At 46.2% G+C, this 17159-nt stretch carries 14 protein-coding genes; 7 read left to right on the top strand and 7 right to left on the bottom strand.

The genetic code is table 11. From position 1 onward, the window contains the following. Positions 1-80: 80 nt before the first annotated feature. On the bottom strand, positions 81-566 hold the full coding sequence (locus tag QUA25_RS18825; protein WP_333040429.1) for a hypothetical protein: 486 nt from the start codon (positions 564-566) through the stop codon (positions 81-83). 210 nt (positions 567-776) lie between these two features. Between QUA25_RS18825 and QUA25_RS18820 the strand changes: the two genes are divergently transcribed. After that, positions 777-962 (top strand): ribbon-helix-helix domain-containing protein, encoded by a 186-nt coding sequence (locus QUA25_RS18820; protein ID WP_333040427.1) that lies wholly within the window; start codon positions 777-779, stop codon positions 960-962. Positions 963-1275: 313 nt separating this feature from the next. On the opposite strand, the gene QUA25_RS18815 is transcribed toward QUA25_RS18820, so the two are convergent. From QUA25_RS18815 to metK, 4 genes are all read right to left on the bottom strand, one after another. Beyond that, positions 1276-3237 (bottom strand): HAMP domain-containing sensor histidine kinase, encoded by a 1962-nt coding sequence (locus QUA25_RS18815; RefSeq protein ID WP_333040426.1) that lies wholly within the window; start codon positions 3235-3237, stop codon positions 1276-1278. Between the two features lie 558 nt (positions 3238-3795). Then, complete coding sequence (locus tag QUA25_RS18810) at positions 3796-5712, bottom strand: HEAT repeat domain-containing protein (RefSeq protein ID WP_333040424.1); 1917 nt, start codon at positions 5710-5712, stop codon at positions 3796-3798. 459 nt (positions 5713-6171) lie between these two features. Continuing rightward, a complete protein-coding gene (locus QUA25_RS18805; RefSeq protein ID WP_333040423.1) occupies positions 6172-7347 on the bottom strand; it encodes a family 10 glycosylhydrolase in 1176 nt (391 codons plus the stop codon). A 206-nt stretch (positions 7348-7553) separates the two neighbouring features. Beyond that, the gene (metK, locus tag QUA25_RS18800; protein ID WP_333040421.1) at positions 7554-8816 is read right to left on the bottom strand and encodes a methionine adenosyltransferase; all 1263 of its coding nucleotides are present in this window, start codon (positions 8814-8816) and stop codon (positions 7554-7556) included. A 302-nt stretch (positions 8817-9118) separates the two neighbouring features. On the opposite strand from metK, the gene QUA25_RS18795 reads away from it, so the two are divergent. Beyond that, positions 9119-10843, top strand: coding sequence for an AAA-like domain-containing protein (locus QUA25_RS18795; RefSeq protein WP_333040419.1), 1725 nt, complete (start codon positions 9119-9121; stop codon positions 10841-10843). Between the two features lie 91 nt (positions 10844-10934). Here QUA25_RS18795 and QUA25_RS18790 read toward each other — a convergent pair whose 3' ends face one another. Next, positions 10935-11282 (bottom strand): rhodanese-like domain-containing protein, encoded by a 348-nt coding sequence (locus tag QUA25_RS18790; RefSeq protein ID WP_333040418.1) that lies wholly within the window; start codon positions 11280-11282, stop codon positions 10935-10937. Positions 11283-11363: 81 nt separating this feature from the next. Then, complete coding sequence (locus QUA25_RS18785; RefSeq protein WP_333040416.1) at positions 11364-11993, bottom strand: hypothetical protein; 630 nt, start codon at positions 11991-11993, stop codon at positions 11364-11366. Positions 11994-12189: 196 nt separating this feature from the next. On the opposite strand from QUA25_RS18785, the gene rpsD reads away from it, so the two are divergent. From rpsD to QUA25_RS18760, 5 genes are all read left to right on the top strand, one after another. Next, positions 12190-12798: a 30S ribosomal protein S4 gene (gene rpsD, locus QUA25_RS18780; protein ID WP_172190738.1), complete on the top strand. Its 609-nt coding sequence runs from the start codon at positions 12190-12192 to the stop codon at positions 12796-12798. Positions 12799-13275: 477 nt separating this feature from the next. Further along, positions 13276-14172, top strand: a complete 897-nt coding sequence (locus QUA25_RS18775; RefSeq protein WP_333040413.1) for a hypothetical protein — start codon at positions 13276-13278, stop codon at positions 14170-14172. Positions 14173-14284: 112 nt separating this feature from the next. Continuing rightward, positions 14285-14920 (top strand): COP23 domain-containing protein, encoded by a 636-nt coding sequence (locus QUA25_RS18770; protein ID WP_333040411.1) that lies wholly within the window; start codon positions 14285-14287, stop codon positions 14918-14920. 108 nt (positions 14921-15028) lie between these two features. Further along, positions 15029-15895 carry a serine protease gene (locus tag QUA25_RS18765; protein ID WP_333040410.1) on the top strand — a complete coding sequence of 289 codons (867 nt, stop codon included), beginning with the start codon at positions 15029-15031 and terminating at the stop codon, positions 15893-15895. 50 nt (positions 15896-15945) lie between these two features. Then, on the top strand, positions 15946-16914 hold the full coding sequence (locus tag QUA25_RS18760; protein WP_333040409.1) for a serine protease: 969 nt from the start codon (positions 15946-15948) through the stop codon (positions 16912-16914). The last annotated feature ends 245 nt before the right edge of the window (positions 16915-17159 follow it).

Below are 17159 nucleotides of genomic sequence, written 5' to 3'. Positions count from 1 at the left end.
GAAGTTACATTATCCGATATGAGGAATTGGTTTACTCACTGCTGTTATTGTACCTCATCTATCTGAGAAACGCTATATCTTTAAACAGCCGACACCCACACAACCTCAAACACTCCATCAGGAATAAACCGACACAAAGCCCTCAAACGATCGTCCGCATCTTGGCGATTGACAAAACGCGCAATTGTATAGTGCTCAGCATTCGGTAAAATGCGGACGATCGCCCAAGAATTGCGATCGCCCCCCTTTGACTTTTCAGGTGTTTTCGAGATCGAATTTGAGTTGAGTTCGATCGCGGGGCGATCGGCGATCGTCGGAGAATTGGCTTTTCTGAGAGAGTTGACGTAGCGGGCGATCGTACTTCCTTTGAGATTCGCCCCGACGCGCAGAATCAGAAACACCGCAAAGCTTTCGATCTCTGGCCCAGTCATGCGCGCGCGATCGGCATCAAAGTCCTCATCAGAGTAGCTGCGAATACCCGACAGCAGTTGCGTGATGCCAAAATCATTCAAAGCTTGTTGATAGCCGCGGTTATATTCGCTGCCGTCGCTCACAGGCTTTACCATAGTAATAGTCTCCTTTTATGTGGATTGTCTCCTTGTATTTGGGGAACCCTCAGCCAGCGCGGGCCCTGCAAAAGTTCAGCGCTGGCTTTTGACTCTCTAAGAATATAGCGCACAATGCAGCATAATGCAACACACTGCTGCATTATCGACAAGATTGTCTAAAATACTGGACAATGACGATCGGCTTAAATAAGAAACAATTAACCTCTAATGTCTAAACGCATATCAACCTCGATAGGAGAAGGAATCTATGACCTACTTCAAGAGTGGGCCAATGAGGAACGCCGTTCAATCAGCGGCTTGTCAGCATTCATTTTGGAACAAGCTGTGAGGGAACGTCAAAAACAAATGCAAAAACAGTCCCCACAATCCGATGAGAAACAAGATAAAAGTTGAGTGCAGTTTGTGCGATCGATCTTTTACTTTTTTCCCCGTAGAAGATTATCTACTTCTTCCTGATTCTTCCTGATTCTTCCTTCGCATCTTCGCGGTTCAATAATACTAAATGAAATTTATTAGAATCGATTTAGGTTGGAGTTCAGGAGCCAGTGGTTTGTGCTGTTTGGATTGGTAAAATAACCAATTAGAATTAATAGAGTGCGATCGCCCCCACTAGCCAGACTAAAGCATTGGGACATACCGCCAGAGGTTTGAAACATAAATTTTCGCCCCTCTGCCTACCCCCTAAATCTCTCGCCCAAACATCACATTACCCATTTCCTGCGGGTATCCGCACAGTGAAAATAGACCCTTTCCCCTCTTCGCTTTCTACCAAAATTTCCCCGCCCATCATGTGACAGTAGTAGCGACTAAGTGTCAGCCCCAATCCAGCGCCGTCGTAAGGTCGCGTTGTTGAACAGTCAGCTTGCACAAAAGCTTCAAACAATTTGTGCTGTTGTTCTTCCGACATTCCAATTCCGGTATCCTTAACGGATAAGCAAATCCAATCCGACTCTTCAACATTCAGCAGGGGACAAGCGATCGCCGCAGGAGGAGTTTCATCGGCAGGTATTGAATCGTCAATCCCCGATCGATCTGCTGTATTCAATTTTCCGCTTCCTTCAATGCGCCTGACACTCAGTTTCACCCTGCCGTTTTTGGTGAACTTAGCAGCATTACTCAGCAAGTGCATCAAAACCTGCCGCACTTTCTTGAAATCTGCGTGCATGATACCTGCAGTTCGATCGCACTCTATTTCTAAAACATTGCCATTTTTCTCTACCCACGGTTTCGCGGCACACGCAACATTGTCAACCAGGGATTCGATGTCAAACTCCTGGATTTCGAGTTTCATACCCCCCGCTTCAATTTTTGAAAAATCGAGGATATCATTAATCAAAGATAGCAGGTGCGTACCCGCCGTCTGAATCTTGTCCAAGTCGGGTACAAACTCATCAAAACCCGCATCTTGGGCATCTTCTGAAAGTAGTTGACTGTAGCCGATAATCGCATTTAAAGGAGTCCGCAACTCGTGGCTCATATTGGCTAAAAACTGGCTTTTAGCAGTGTTAGCGGTGACGGCGGCTTCCTTAGCTTGTTTCAATTCTTTTGTATGTTGGGAAACTCGCTCGATCAGGTGATTGAGAGACACAGCTAACGAGCCTATCTCGTCTTGTCCAGTGACGGGGGCTCGCAAATCAAAATTCGACTCGGCGGCAACTTGTTCGGCAATCTGAGTGACGCTCACCACTGGTTTGGCGATCGCCCGACTGGTACGGTCAGCAACAATTCCCGCCACCACTACCGACAGCAGCATACTAATAATAATTATGGCTTTTTCCATTCCTTGAGCCTCCTCCATCACTTCACCGCCTTGCCCCTCTTGCTGCTGGGCAATATCGAGGATTTTGCTCAATTCCTCAAGGCTGCTGTTAAGCTGCTTTACACCTTCTCCGCTTACTGTCGCCAAAATTTTTCTGGCCGACTCTATCTCCCCAGGTGACAGTTGCGATTGCTGGATTTCCTGCAAAGTTGGCTTGAGAGTATCGGCGTAGGATTCTAAATCTTCGGTGCAATCTTGCAGTAAACTTTTGAGAACTTCCGGCTTTACTGCCAGCCAAGCAGGTTGGCTGTCGGCAAACTGCTCTATGCGTAACCGCAGCTCTTTTGCCTGAACAATACTCTTGACAAACTGCTCTTCTTTCAATCCCAGCTTGGCAGGATTATCTACAAAAGAATCTAGCTGCGCTCCCTGCAATTGTGCGGCCAGCGCTGCATCTTTAAAATTGCCCAGCAATTGCGCTTGTAGGTGAGCGTCATTGAATTGTTCTAATCCTTGTCCTTGGTAGTAATCGGCAATCACCAGCCCGCTCAGGGAGCCAATGAATCCGATTCCTATTGCCAGGAAATACCCGCCGCCAATTTTTTTATGGATGGACCAACCGCCAATTTTAGATGGCAACATTTTGCGGAGTTTTAAGCATGATGTTTCTACAAAATCCTGGCTGGGGATTTTCTTATGTGGGGTTTCTATAGAAGCGACTTGTTCAGAAATAAAGAGCGGCATCAGTTTACCTACTTTGCTATTTTTTGGGTTTACCTTTCGCGTTGCCACAGGTTCTTTCTGCGGGTTAAATGGTTCTTCTGGATTGAACTCGCCCTGGTATTCCGAAACGGCAACCGATAAACTTGCTTCGTTCCCTGTTTTTTTTAGCAAGTTAATTTTTGACATATGCAACCCCTGTATTCTGTTGAAATCTACCACCCTGTTAAGTTTTCCAAACGGGAAATCTTGTCTATTTTCCAGTAGACATCTGCGAAAAAGGATCTGAAACTCTTGTCGATTCAGAGGAGAAACTTAAATTCGGTGGATGTCTAATAGATAATTAGGCTGTTGATGGCTGTTGTCAAATTACTTTTTCGGCTTGTAAAAGTCTGTAGCAGGCAAAATAAAGAAAATTTTATCCAAGCATGGAATTCTGCAGGCAGAAAATTCTCTCTGACCTGTTTTGCCTGTGAGTAGCCCAAAGCTGATATTGTCTGTTGACAATGCACCCGATTCCTTCGCTTTAGACTTTGGCTGCCAGCAATGCGACGATTGCTTGACGGTTTTTGTTGAGCATCCGACAACTTCTTAGCACAGAATGTCACAAATGCAGCAGCCGATCAAACTTTTGCACCCTGGCGATCGACTTTTGGCATCGTTGCCCCGCACAGACAAGTCTGAGGTGAAGTGTCGTTAGTTGAGTATAACTGTAGCGCTTGCGAAAAGAAACCCAGTTTCTGCGAGTCAACTGTTGGCGATTGCGAGTTCTGGAGTTGCGGTGGTCGATTCGATCGCCAGTGCTAGCTTACCGTCTCTACCCAAAGCTTCATCGGCCAAGTGTACCATCCAGCGATTCGGCTTGGCTTGGGGTCTGGCGGCGAGCACAACCGCCCAAGCTTCCCGTTCTTTGCCGCGACCCAACAGCGCAGCACAAACAGTCAAAGCTGTGGCCGTTGAACGGCTGATCCCACTTTGGCAGCAGATGAGCAAACTGCCTCCCTGCGACGACATTTTGAGGGCGAAGTCAATAATTTTCCGTACATCCTCAAGGGTAGGCAAGATTTGATCGGGGTCGTCAACGGGGGTGTCGAGGTCGTTAAACTCCAGGCACATTCGGTTTGGGATTTGATCGAAAGTTTTGGGTTCGGGCACACCCGGACTGCCGATCGAGATCAGGTATTTAATCTCGCGTCGCGCAGGGCGTTCAACAATGTATTGGCTGGCTTCTACTTGCGAAGCTATCAGGATGTCCGGCAGTTTTTCCTTCGAGAAATCTGCCGAGACTGAGGGATCTAAATCAACTGTTTCTGCCTGAGTGCTGACATCCGCCAAGTATTGGGCAGCCAGCGCCCGAACGTCAGCAAATTCGCGATTTAAAGCTGTTTCCAGAGCCAAAATAGCAGCCGTTGAGCCAATTTGACCAAGGGATTTAACAGCCTTTTGGCGCACTCCAGAAGTTTCGTCTCCCAGCAGCCGCACCAAACCTGCCACAGCTTCCTCTGTCCCAATTTCCCCCAAAGCAGCAGCAACTCTCCACCGCACATAAGATTCGCTGTCGCCAATTGCGCTCGCCAGCCCCGCGACGACCATTTTTGGCAATTTAGCATCTCCCTCTGTATTGATGTTCCCAAGGGCAACCGCCCCCCTGCCACGCACGAAAATGTCTCGATCCGAGAGCGACCCGATTACGGCCACCAGAGCCACCTCGCTGCTGATTTCCCCCAAGGCAGAAACTGCACTGCCGCGCACGTCTGAGTCGTCATGGTTGAGGGCTTGCACCAGCCCCGCCACAGCCGTTTCCGTGCCGATTTGTCCCAAGGCCTCGGCGGCCCTCAAAGAAACTGCATAGGAGTCGGGATCATCGTGAAGCAATTCTACTAAGCCGGGTACTGCTTCACAATCCCCGATTTTCCCCAAAGCAGCCGCCGCCCTAGCGCGGACGATGTGATTTTCGTCTCTGAGGGCATTCAGCAGCCCGGGAACTACCTCAGAGACGCCGATTTTCCCGCAGTTGACCGCCGCCCGCCAGCGCACCTCGGAGTCTTGGTGTTTGAGGGCGTTGAGCAGCGCGGGGACGGCTGTTTTCGGGTTAATTTTGCCCAAGGCCCAAACAGCCCAGGCGCGCACCTTGGACTCTGGGTGCTTAATGGCTTTGAGCAGTGCTGCGGCTGCTGGTTTCGAGTCAATTTCTCCTAAAGCCCAAGCCGCCCAAGCTTGGATTTGGGAATCTTTGGATTCGAGCGATCGGGCTAATTCAATTACTGCAGCTTCGGAGGCGATTTTCCCGATCGCTCGAATCGCATCAAGGCGCACGGCACTTTCTTTGTGGTTCAATGCGACCACCAGCATCGGAATTGCCCGATCGGAACTTGTTAGGGCCAGCAGTTGAATTTTGAGCAGCGGCGAAGCGGGGATTTTGTCGATTAATTTTATGGTGGCTGTTTGAAATTCTGGCTTTACCGTTCCTGCTAGCTTCGAGCCGAGTTTTAAATTTACTTTTAGAGCTAATTTTACTGCGCGCAAAGCCAGACTTTGCTGTTCTACTTGCGGCAATATAGTCGCCAAGGTGTGCATCCCTTGTTTTTGTTTCAAATATTTTTGATTGAATTGAGCATCGCTGAGCTCGGGTAGCTCTTGGATGAGGCTTGCGGCTGAGTTCACTGATTTATCCTAATATTTTGGCGAGCGGTTGAGATTGCTCTTTTAAACTGTCTTTAAAAAATATGGTGTCTACAAAACGCTACTTCTAAAAAAAAGCTTGCACCCACTTCTAAAATATGTCTTATTCCACTATTTTTGCAACTCCCCAATTATTAATTATTGGGTTTGTTTGGGCAATCACCTTGACAATTAGTAGCGCTTGCTGCTTCGCATTGCTGGGTTTTGAGATAGCCTAACTCTGCTATATCATTTTATCTTCACATCTTGCACCATTGTCAGCAACAGGCAAGATAGCTGTTCCACAAGAAAACTCACCCTTTGTGGAACAGCCATCTTGCCTGTTCATCAAAGCTTATTGAGAATGGTGCAACATCTTATTTTATACCAACTTGGTTTGAAATAGCGATCGGCGGGGTTGACCGCAGCCAACCGGAAACAGCTTGATTGCGGGACAATCTCTCAACGAGCATAGGGCCCTTTTTTCAAAACCTTAGCCAAAGCGTTATCGTTATCTCGCAAACCTTCGTAAAAAAACATCACTTCTCCTTGAATCCCGAGAGAGCGGTTGTAAGCAATTACTTGCAACAACAGTTCGGGAGTTATGCTATATTTGCTGCCTCGATTCGTCAACAAAATACCGGGCGACACGCACTTTACTTGCTGCCCACTAAGCTGTCCCGACATCATTTTATCGACCAATTGTTTGTAAGCATTAAAATCGCGGCGATAAAACTGCGGGTGAAAGAGATCGACCAAATTTTTGTCAACCCAAGCTTTAGAATCTTGCAAATATTCCACCAGTCCCCAGTCATAAGGACTCGGCGACATCGATAGCAACAAATCAGGATTAATAGCTTTCACTTCTCGGTGTAAACGAGCTACAAACTCAGTAATAATATTAGCACGCCACTGCACCCAATGTTGCTCTTTACAATCCGATGGTGCTGCTTTACCGCACTCTTCTCGATAGCGTTTAACCGTTTTTTCGTCGTAACCGCCTTCTACCGGAAACGCAATGCGATCGTCTCCTTGAACCCCGTTTACCGGATAATTCTTAGCAACTTCCAGCATCAATCCCATCACAAAGTCTTGCACTTCCGAGTCAAGAGAATTCATCCAGTCAAAGTTATTTTTTTTAAGTAAATTGCCGCTGGCATCACGGGCGGTCCACTCAGGTTTTTTCGCCAGCAAATGACCGCCCTTGCGATTGTAAGAACTCACAAATCCGTATTCAAAACAAGGAATAACTTTTAAACCAACTCTCTTTGCCTCAACACATATTTCTGCTAAGGGGTCGCGACCTTGATAGCGCGAGTCAATTTCCACCCCAAATTTTTCTCGCATAATTTTAGAAGGATAAGCCGTATAACCCTGGCTCCAAATTATAGGAAAAATGGTATTAAATCCCGTATCGGCGAGAAAGTCCATTGCTTCAGCAATTCGCTCTTTTGATGTGAGAACTTTGGAGTCAGTGGTGGTTATCCAAACGCCGCGAATTCCACCAGGATTTTTAGTCGCAAACGAACTGGGCAGCGTTGCTGGATTTGGTTCAGAAAATCCAGTCGTCGCCAACCGCTGTTGGAGGGAAGAGGCAAAACTGCGAATTGCTGATTGGAAAGGTGTGAAAAATCCCATTTATTTATTTAATCTTTTTTTTGTAAGGTGGGCACTGCGCCCGCTACGTTATTGATTGGTAGTACCCGGTATTATTTATGGATAAGATGGGCAGCAAAACACCCAATATTATTTATGAATAAGGTGCGAAGTACGCACCCTACATTCATTGGTAGCACCCTATATTATTTATGGATAAGGTGCGCTGCGCGCACCCCAACATTGTACTATCCCGCTACTCCAGACAACTTCTGGCTCAAAGCTTCTTTCAAAAGTTCCGCCTTATCAGTTTCCTCCCAAGGCAAATCTAAATCAGTGCGTCCGAAGTGACCGTAAGCCGCCACATCTTGATAGAAACGGCCGCCTCTTTCAGCAGGCAAATTCTGCAAGTTAAATGCCTGGATGATGCCCGCAGGACGCAGTTCAAAATGCTGCTTCACAACTTCTAAAAGGCGATCGTCATCAATTTTTCCAGTGCCAAAAGTTTCGATCATCATGCTAACCGGCCGCGCAACGCCGATCGCATAACTCAACTGCACTTCGCACTTTTCGGCCAAACCAGCCGCTACGATATTTTTAGCAACGTAGCGACAAGCATAAGCCGCGCTGCGGTCTACCTTGGTGGGGTCTTTCCCAGAAAAAGCGCCGCCGCCGTGGCGGGAATAGCCACCGTAGGTATCCACAATAATTTTGCGGCCGGTCAAACCCGAATCTCCTTGAGGCCCGCCGACCACAAATTTGCCGGTGGGGTTGACAAGGAAGCGAGTTTCTGCATCCGGCTTCACGCTAATATCGGCAAACACGGGTTGGACGATAGCAGTCCAAAGGTCTTCTTTGATTTTGGCTTGAACTGCGGCTGTGTCTGTGATGTCGCCGATCGTTTCGGTGTGCTGCGTAGAAATTAAAATCGTATCTATGCCAACAGGTTTGCCGTCCTCATAGATGACTGTAACTTGGCTTTTGCCGTCGGGACGCAGGTAAGATAACTGACCGGTTTTGCGGACTGCTGCCAGTTGACGGCAAATCCGGTGCGCTAAACTGATCGGCAGAGGCATCATTTCCGGCGTTTCGTTGCAAGCAAAACCGAACATCAAACCTTGGTCGCCAGCGCCGATGGCGTCCAATTCCTCTTCACTCGATTGTTCCCGGCTTTCGTGGGCTGTGTTTACCCCTTGAGCAATATCGGGAGACTGAGAATCAAGAGCCACCAACACTGAGCAACTATTGGCCGAAAAGCCGTTGTCAGCGTGGATGTAGCCAATATCGGCTATTTTTTTCCGGGCTAATTCTATGTAATTTACCTGAGCTTTAGTGGTAATTTCGCCCGTCAGCAGCATTAAGCCGGTGTTGACGACAACTTCGGCTGCGACGCGGCTTTTGGGGTCTTCAGTCAGTAAGGCATCTAAAATCGTATCTGAAATTTGATCGCAGATTTTATCGGGATGGCCTTCAGTGACGGATTCAGAGGTAAACAGGTAGCGGCGTGACAATGATTATTTCTCCTTAGATAGGGGCTCTTCCTGCGCGACCTCGACGACCGACGAGTTATTTTTCCGGTAAAAGCCAAGAATGATCGCGTCTGGGCTACCGTCGAATTTTTGTCGATCTGCAGAGCCGTGTTGAAGCAGGGTTTGAGACTGGGTAAAGTGACACTACTATAGCAAAGTCAGTTCCGGGAAGTCCCTAAAAACTTAGATTTTTTAGGATTGTCGATCGATCTTGGACACCGCTCGTCTACCTACTAACCTGACAAAGGTAAGATACAGTCAGGGTATCGCCTTGTGCAAGGACTATGGCAGGACTCCAAAAATCACCAAACTTGATCCAAACAGTTGCCGACCTAGATTTTCCCGGCGGCCCCATACCGCTTGACTCTCCATTTTATATTGAGCGCTCAGGGGCCGAAGCCCTGGCCTGTGCAGAAATTAGCAAACCCGGAGGCCTTGTTCGCATTAAAGCTCCTAAAAAAATGGGCAAAAGTTCGCTGATGCTGCGGATAATTGACGCGGCAGTCGATCGTGGATACCGCACAGTAACTTTAGACTTTCAGCAAGCCGACACAGCCGTTTTTGGTAGTTTAGATAAATTTTTGCGCTGGCTTTGTGTCAATGTCTCTCGGCAACTCAAACTCGAACCAAATATTGATGAATTCTGGGATGAAGATATGGGCAGCAAGGTAAGCTGCACTATTTACTTTGAAAACTATTTGCTCGCACAAATTGACAGTCCTGTTGTCTTGGCGATCAACGAAATAAATCGAGTATTTGAACGCACCAATATTGCTCAAGATTTTCTGTCAGTGATCCGTTTTTGGTACGAACAAGCTCGCGGTAGCCCAACTTGGCAAAAACTCCGCACCGTGGTTATTCATTCAACAGCAATTTATATTGATTTGAATGTTAATCAATCTCCCTTTAATGTAGGAATGCCGATTAAACTCTCAGAATTTACTGCGGAACAAGTTCAAGATTTGGCGGGCAGATACGGACTAAATTGGAGCGATCGCGATCCGATACAGCAATTAATGAACATGGTAGGCGGGCATCCTTATTTAGTGCATTTAGCGCTGTATCACTTGGCAATTTTGCAACAAAACCGCCTGTCCGTCGATCGGGATGAGCCTGGGGAGGAACTGGGGCGAGCCGAGTTGGCAGAACTGTTAACAGCAGCTCCTACTCACAGCGGAATTTATAGCGACTACTTGCAAAATCAGTCGATCGCCATTCAACAGCAGCCCGAACTCGCCTCCGCATTCCAACAAGTTGTCGATGCTAAAAATAGCATTCACCTCGAACCTTTGATGGCTTATCAGTTAGACAGCATGGGACTGGTCAAATTAGAGGGAAATAGCTGTAGTTTGTCTTGCGAATTATATCGGCTGTATTTTCAAGGGCAAAATTTGTGCGAGGACAAGTGGTCGGCTGTTGCTTTGGAGGAGTTGCAGCAAGAAAATCAAAGGCTGCAAGCTTTGGTGAATGTGGATGAACTTACTCAAATTGGCAACAGACGGCATTTTGATAGTTGCTTGCGAACCGAATGGAAACACATGGCTCGCGAGGGTTCTCCGATATCCTTAATTTTGTGCGATCTCGATTATTTCAAAATATATAATGATACGTACGGACATCAAGCAGGAGATGATTGTTTGCGATCGGTAGCTCAGACCATTCACCGATCGCTCCAGCGTCCTGCTGATGTAGCTGCTCGCTACGGGGGCGAGGAATTTGCTGTGATTTTACCTGCAACTGATGGATCGGCGGCTGTGGTTGTTGCCGAACAAATTCGAGCGAAAGTGAAAGATTTAAATATTGTTTTTAACCCGAAGAGTCTTGACGGTCTGCCTAATTCTGTGGTAACGATTAGTTTAGGAATTGCCAGCGTTGTTCCGAGTGAGGAAAATGATGCGATAACCCTGCTACTGGCGGCTGATGAGGCTCTTTATGACTCGAAAAGGCAGGGGCGCGATCGGATCACTATGAGTACGCTTTTAAATTTTCGATTTGCTGCTGTTAATTAGCTCATTCCGGGGGAATATAATCGATTTATACACACACAAAGTCCGCCTGCGCGGACTCTAAAAAAACGATAGTTAAGAACTGGATTTGATGTTAATAGCGGGGGACGGTTCGATCGACCACGATTGAGTAAGCATCGATGCCGCCAACAATATTTTTAACGTTGGTAAATCCTCGCTCAGTTAACCAATGGCACATTTGAGCCGATCGCACTCCGTGATGGCACAGAACTAGGGTTTCTTTGTCGCGATCGAGTCTAGCGTCAATTTCACCAGACCATTCGGCAAACTCGCTCAGCGGAAAAGCTACAAATCCCGGCAGCGCCGCGAGTTCAATTTCGTGAGGTTCCCGCACGTCTACAAGCTGCAATTTCTCAGCATTGGTTTCTGCTAATTGGCGAGCTAATTCTTCGACTGTAATTTGAGCAAAAATTTCTGACATTTGATTAGGAAAAAGTAGTCATCAGTCATTAGTCATTAGTCAGTCAACAGTCAACAGTCAACTGTTAACTGTTAACAGTGATTAATTGAGGGGCGAAGGCTGTGGAATTAGCTCCACAGGAGGGGTAGGTGCAGGACGCCCGTCCAACTGGCTCACGCTGTCCCTGGGGTCAAGACAAGTGGCGATTAACCGGTCAGTGGGAAAGTCGAGCCTGCCGCTCAAACCGACTACGCATTCAGCAAACTGTTGTGGCAATAAACTGCGGCGGCATCCATCGAGCACTACCAGGGGATCTGCCGGTTGAGTTCGACTTTTGCCGTTAATATTCACTACGCAAGTAGCCAATTCCTGGGGACGCCTCACCCGCCGACAGCTAGAGAGCGCTTCGACACCAGAAATATTGGTTTTGCGGTTGATTTGGAGGGCACATTTAGATATGTCGCGGGGGCGGAGGGCGTCAGCACAAGCGGCGGCGGCTGCCTCTGCCCCCACTCCGGCTTCGATTAGTTCCAGGGCGCAGACGCGATAGGGATTCCTATTGCGAGGGATTCTAATAGTGATGGCTGATGCTGGCGAGATTGGCAGTGCTGTTGCCAACAAACCGAGTGCTGCTAGCTGCGTGCCGAGAGCCAATATCCAGCGCCCGGTAGGGCTTGAGCCTGTCGGTGCTGGCTTTGGGGAAGAAGTGCGGGAAAAATTGCGGTTGTGCATGGCAGATCGAGTAGTGAGTTTTTTTGGCTGATTGGGGCGATCGATCGATCGGCTTTTCCTTCAGAATTTACCTCACATTATGGCTCGCGCTGCGGTCGATCGTTTTTTTATCGATCTTTATTTGAATTTTGACCGTTACCAACATATAATATAGAGTCTGCATAAAATTGCATACAGATATTAGAGAGGAAAATAAATGTCTCGATATCGAGGCCCCCGATTGAGAATCGTCCGTCGCCTGAAAGAGTTGCCGGGTCTAACCCGCAAAACCCCCAGACGAGATTATCCGCCTGGACAGCACGGTCAAAACCGCAAAAAGCTCTCTGAGTATGCGGTTCGCTTGCAAGAAAAGCAAAAACTCCGTTTCAATTACGGTGTGACGGAACGCCAACTGCTCCGTTACGTCCGCAAAGCCCGCCGTGTCACGGGCTCCACAGGTCAAGTGTTACTGCAATTTTTGGAAATGCGCTTGGACAATACTGTGTTTCGGATGGGAATGGCTCCAACCATTCCGTCCGCTAGACAATTGGTAAATCACGGTCACATAACTGTCAATGACCGTGAAGTCAATATCGCCAGCTATCAGTGCAAGCCTGGTGATGTGGTTGCGGTGAAAAATAGAGAGCGCTCGCGCACAATGGTAGAAGCTAATCTCAAAGACCCAGGCTTGGCTCACTTGCCGAATCACTTGGAATTTGATAAGCAAAAACTGGTTGGCAAAGTTAACGGCGTTATCGAACGCGAGTGGATTGCTCTACAGATTAACGAACTGCTAGTGGTGGAATACTACTCGCGGCAAGCTTAAGTTATTAGTCATCAGTCGTTGGTCATTAGTCATCAGTTGGTTGCTAGCAGAATAATTAATAATTGGGTACAAACCCAGTTATTGATTAATTGCTACTAAATAATGAGGACTAAGGACTGAGGACTAAGAATTCATAATTTTCAACACTCCCACCCCTAAAAAGGGATGGGATTTTTTGAAGGTTTCGCTTCAAATACCCCTAAGCTTTTCTGCTATTTGCTTGAATTTTTTAAGGGTACTTAAACAATAAACCTATTGCAAAAGTCTGGACGCGATAATTTTTAGGAAAATGCCAACTGTACCGTTCAGGGGGCAACAAGCGCCTCCAAAGCAAAAGCATTACAATACAGTGAAGTTAAACTTCGGAGTTTGACTCTGAATAGGTTAAATTTTTTAAACTTTTGTAACAATTGCCAATATAGTCCTACAGCAGTTGGGTATCTAATCTATAGTCGGGATGTGGAGGTTATAAGGACTATGAAATACATTAAGTTTCAAAGAATTGCTCTAACCGCGGCTCTGATCGGTGCGACCACAGCCGGTTTTAACAGCACAGTTATGGCACAGCAGGCGTTAGAGTCCACAAAGACTCTTACTGGGAGAATTGATGATTCATCACCTCTTTTTCTTATTTCTGGTAAATCTCATCCTGGAATAGAGCACACCTTTCAAGCTGTAGCAGGTGATAATATTCAAATCACAGCTGTGAGCGAGCAAGGCTCTGCAATTGATATTGTTTTAATGGTGTATCCGCCCAATCAGGCACCTATAGGTCCTCTTAATCTCGACTTAAATGGAGGTACAAAGGAAGTTTTTTCGGAAAACTCTATTGATACTGGAGGGAAGTGGAAAGTTCGTGTAGTTTCTAATAACGATCTACCTGGAAACTACAGCATCACGCTTCTTGTTAAACGCAATGGTGGTGTGGTCGAACCCCAAGACAAGTTGTCTGATGCGGATCAGCTGATGAAAAAACTCGGCTTAACCTCAACAGCTTGCAGTTCTCCTGCTGTCGTCGCAGTCATTGACATTGGAGGTGAAAAAAGATGTACAAGGGGTTGGGATGCGGGAGAGTGGGTTTACAATGCAGAGAAAAATGAGCTAATCCCTAAAAATCCTGCCGATCCCTATATTGCAACGATCAATAGTTGGGGAGCAACTCGTGTCGATTGTAATGCAGGGACTGCTGTGGTTAGGATTGCTTTTGAAAGGGACAAAGTTTACTGTATTGTACCGAGTTCAGAAGTACCGGCGGGGAACTACACCTACGATCGCACAACGGGAGAGATTTTCCCCCTGAATGCTGCTCCCCCAACCCCTAGCGACACTCCAGGGCCAGTCAATACACCGCCTGACGGCGGACCAATATTGTGAGTTGTTGTTACAAGCCGTAAAAAGTTGCGGATTAATTGATTGATAGTAACAACTCGAGAACCTGGGTGCTTTTATTCAATGCTTTCGCTTATTTTATTAGGAAAAAAACATCATGAAATCTCAATCGCTCGCTTCCCTTTCATGTTTAGCAATGGCTGTCGCAGGTATGGTGACGTTAACCAGTGAAGCCCAAGCTCAACGACTTAGACCGACTCCTGGTGGCGGCATCCCAGTAGTGCCTCCTCCTGGTCGTACACGCACAGCAATGACAACTGTTCGTTGTGCAGGTAGAGTAACAGTCGCTGAAAAGAATGGCAAACAATTCCCCGTTATTACATGGGATACAAATTACTTTGGAGATACATATTCTCCTGAAACCCGCTGCGAAATGGTTTCATCTAAACTGCACAAAGCAGTCATGGCGAATGGAGGAAGTTTTGCAGGAGTACGTTTTCATACTGGAGTTGTCAACGAGGATCTGGTGGTTTGTGTTCTAGGGAGCGGTCAATCTCGGTGCAACTCCGGCAATGTGTTGTTTACCCTCAAGCCAGAAAATCGACCTCGCGTTGGACAAATTCTGCAAGAGTTAACGAATTTTTCAATATCAGGATCGAGTAGTATTACGGAAAAGAGTGGTGAGGGAATACAAGTGGATATGAGTGATTTAGAGCAGGAATTAGGAACTTCCGACCCGGCCTATGCACCTGAGTCTCCACCTCAAGGTGATCCCAGCGATTTCGGGTTGTAAACTCTGATCGTAATCAATCCCCAAAAATTAACCAGAAAGAATCTTTTGTAGGGGCTGTCCTGTAGAGGCATCCCCTACTCTTTTAAACTTGATACTGATTGGCTCACAATGGAGTTATTATCTACCTTAATTGGGTTACAATTATTCGTCGTTAGTCCGGTATTGCGGGAATTGTCAAGGGGTTGGGGGATTCCATTTCCAACTCATCCCCAGAGTTCAATCATTAATACCGCAACCGTTCAACTCTCCGAAACACTAACTTCCCGTTTACCCGCAGTCGGGGTAGCAGTTCCTGAAATTGCTAGACAAGCTACCGTTAGAATCCTAACAGAACCCGGTTTAGGATCGGGTGTAATTATCGATCGGCAAGGACAAACCTATACAGTATTGACTTGCTATCATGTTGTGGAGAATAGCTATTACAACAAATACACGGTTCTTACCTCAGATGGTCAATCCTATCACGCTGAATGGCGACGGTCTGTTCAGTTCGCCAACTTAGATTTAGCCTTAGTTCAGTTTACCAGTAACCAATCTTATCGAGTCGCTACCATAGATTTACAACCCCTTGCACTCGGAGAATTAGTTTATGCCTCTGGATTTCCAAATTGGTATTGGCCTAACCAAAATTCACCTTTAAGTACAAAGGAGTGGGGAAATAAAGCGTACCGTTTAACGGTGGGAAAGGTGGGAATGTTATTGAACCGAACGCTTCCCCAAGGATACCAACTCGGTTACACCAATGAAGTTGAAAATGGCATGAGTGGAGGGCCAGTTTTCAATCAATATGGTCGATTAATTGGCATTAATGGTCGTCTTAAGTATCCGTTACAAGGAATTGATGCGTTTAAATTTGAGGATGGAACAGTTCCTTCAGAAGAGCTATTTCAACAAATGGAATCCTTAAGTTGGGCGATTCCCATTTCGCGGTTTCAGAAACCAAAAACTCCTCCGGCTTCAGAAACATTATTTTAGAAATATGAGCAAGAGTTTTTATACAATTAGAATTGATGAGATTAACAATTATGATTATATCCCGTCGAAGATATAGCATTTTATCGATGTTTTTAGCGTTAATTACAGCGCTATGCTTAATTCTATTAAGTTCACCTTCTCAAGCAATTATACCCGATGATATCGATGCGATGTCTTCCCAAACCACAGTTTTAATTGGGAAATCTATAAAAAAAAGTGATGGAGGGCGACAAACATATGATGCCGGTTCGGGTGTGATTGTTGCCCGCAGTGGTAATATTTATTATGCAGTCACCAATACCCACGTTGTTCAACAACCTAACCCTGGAGAGAGTTGGGGGGTTGTGACCTGGGATAAAGAATTTCATCTAGTTCGCGATGTTGGGGATAATATCATTCGATTTGGGAACTATCAGTCTGACGATTTACCCATCGGAGGATTTGACCTCGCCTTAGTCAAATTCACCAGTAATAAGGATTATACAACTGCTGTTATGAGTAATTCTGAACAGATTCAAGTTAATGAGCAAGTTTATCTATCCGGTTGGCCTAGACCAGAAGAAGGGTTTGCTGGTACTGTGCGCGTTTTTAGTCCAGGTAAGTTAGTTAAAGTTGATGATACTCCCTTTTCAAATGGGGGGTATAACATTATGTATGATAACTGGACTAAACCGGGGATGAGTGGCGGTCCAGTTTTTAATCAAAATGGAGAATTAATCGGGATTCATGCTGCTGGAAGAAGAAAAGAGGACAATTACTGCATCGATCGGGAGTTAAATCTTAGTAGTAGTTGTGGGATTCAAGCGGTTTATTTGATTAGTCAAATTGAAGCTAAGCAGATTAGACTAACTTTTAATCCGCCCCCAGTCAATCCTTCGGTAATTTCTAGAGGACGGGCAAATAAAGCTGAGGCAGATGTCATTGAGGATGTGTATAAACTATTTAATCGTGTAGAATCACAACTCAGAGATTGTCCAACCGGAGTCCTTATTGATGAATCTGGATGTGAAACTTTGTAGTGGTAAAAAAGTAGCGATTTTCCCCTTCTCGATTATCTTCTCTAAATCATTGAATGTTACTCAAAAAAAGATTCAATGACAATCCATTGAATTCTCACAACTTTCTACCACTCTCAAAAAAATGAAAAACTTAACCTTAGTTCCCAGCAATAACCTCATTTCAGCTTTAGATAGTAATAACAACAGCACACTTGAGACAGGGGGATTAGCAACTTTAACGAATAACCTGAAGTTTGCTCAACAAA

Source organism: Microcoleus sp. Pol17C6 (assembly GCF_036701145.1).
GTDB lineage: Bacteria > Cyanobacteriota > Cyanobacteriia > Cyanobacteriales > Microcoleaceae > Microcoleus.
Note: the sequence above shows the minus strand (reverse complement) of the source record. Positions and strands in the feature narration are given on the sequence as shown.

Coding starts and splice junctions, on each gene's coding strand:
- QUA25_RS18790 (WP_333040418.1), bottom strand. CDS start 11,282: ATGTCAGAAATTTTTGCTCAAATTACAGTCGAAGAATTAGCTCGCCAA.
- QUA25_RS18820 (WP_333040427.1), top strand. CDS start 777: ATGTCTAAACGCATATCAACCTCGATAGGAGAAGGAATCTATGACCTA.
- rpsD (WP_172190738.1), top strand. CDS start 12,190: ATGTCTCGATATCGAGGCCCCCGATTGAGAATCGTCCGTCGCCTGAAA.
- QUA25_RS18760 (WP_333040409.1), top strand. CDS start 15,946: ATGATTATATCCCGTCGAAGATATAGCATTTTATCGATGTTTTTAGCG.
- QUA25_RS18785 (WP_333040416.1), bottom strand. CDS start 11,993: ATGCACAACCGCAATTTTTCCCGCACTTCTTCCCCAAAGCCAGCACCG.
- QUA25_RS18815 (WP_333040426.1), bottom strand. CDS start 3,237: ATGTCAAAAATTAACTTGCTAAAAAAAACAGGGAACGAAGCAAGTTTA.
- QUA25_RS18765 (WP_333040410.1), top strand. CDS start 15,029: ATGGAGTTATTATCTACCTTAATTGGGTTACAATTATTCGTCGTTAGT.
- QUA25_RS18775 (WP_333040413.1), top strand. CDS start 13,276: ATGAAATACATTAAGTTTCAAAGAATTGCTCTAACCGCGGCTCTGATC.
- QUA25_RS18825 (WP_333040429.1), bottom strand. CDS start 566: ATGGTAAAGCCTGTGAGCGACGGCAGCGAATATAACCGCGGCTATCAA.
- QUA25_RS18770 (WP_333040411.1), top strand. CDS start 14,285: ATGAAATCTCAATCGCTCGCTTCCCTTTCATGTTTAGCAATGGCTGTC.
- QUA25_RS18795 (WP_333040419.1), top strand. CDS start 9,119: ATGGCAGGACTCCAAAAATCACCAAACTTGATCCAAACAGTTGCCGAC.
- QUA25_RS18805 (WP_333040423.1), bottom strand. CDS start 7,347: ATGGGATTTTTCACACCTTTCCAATCAGCAATTCGCAGTTTTGCCTCT.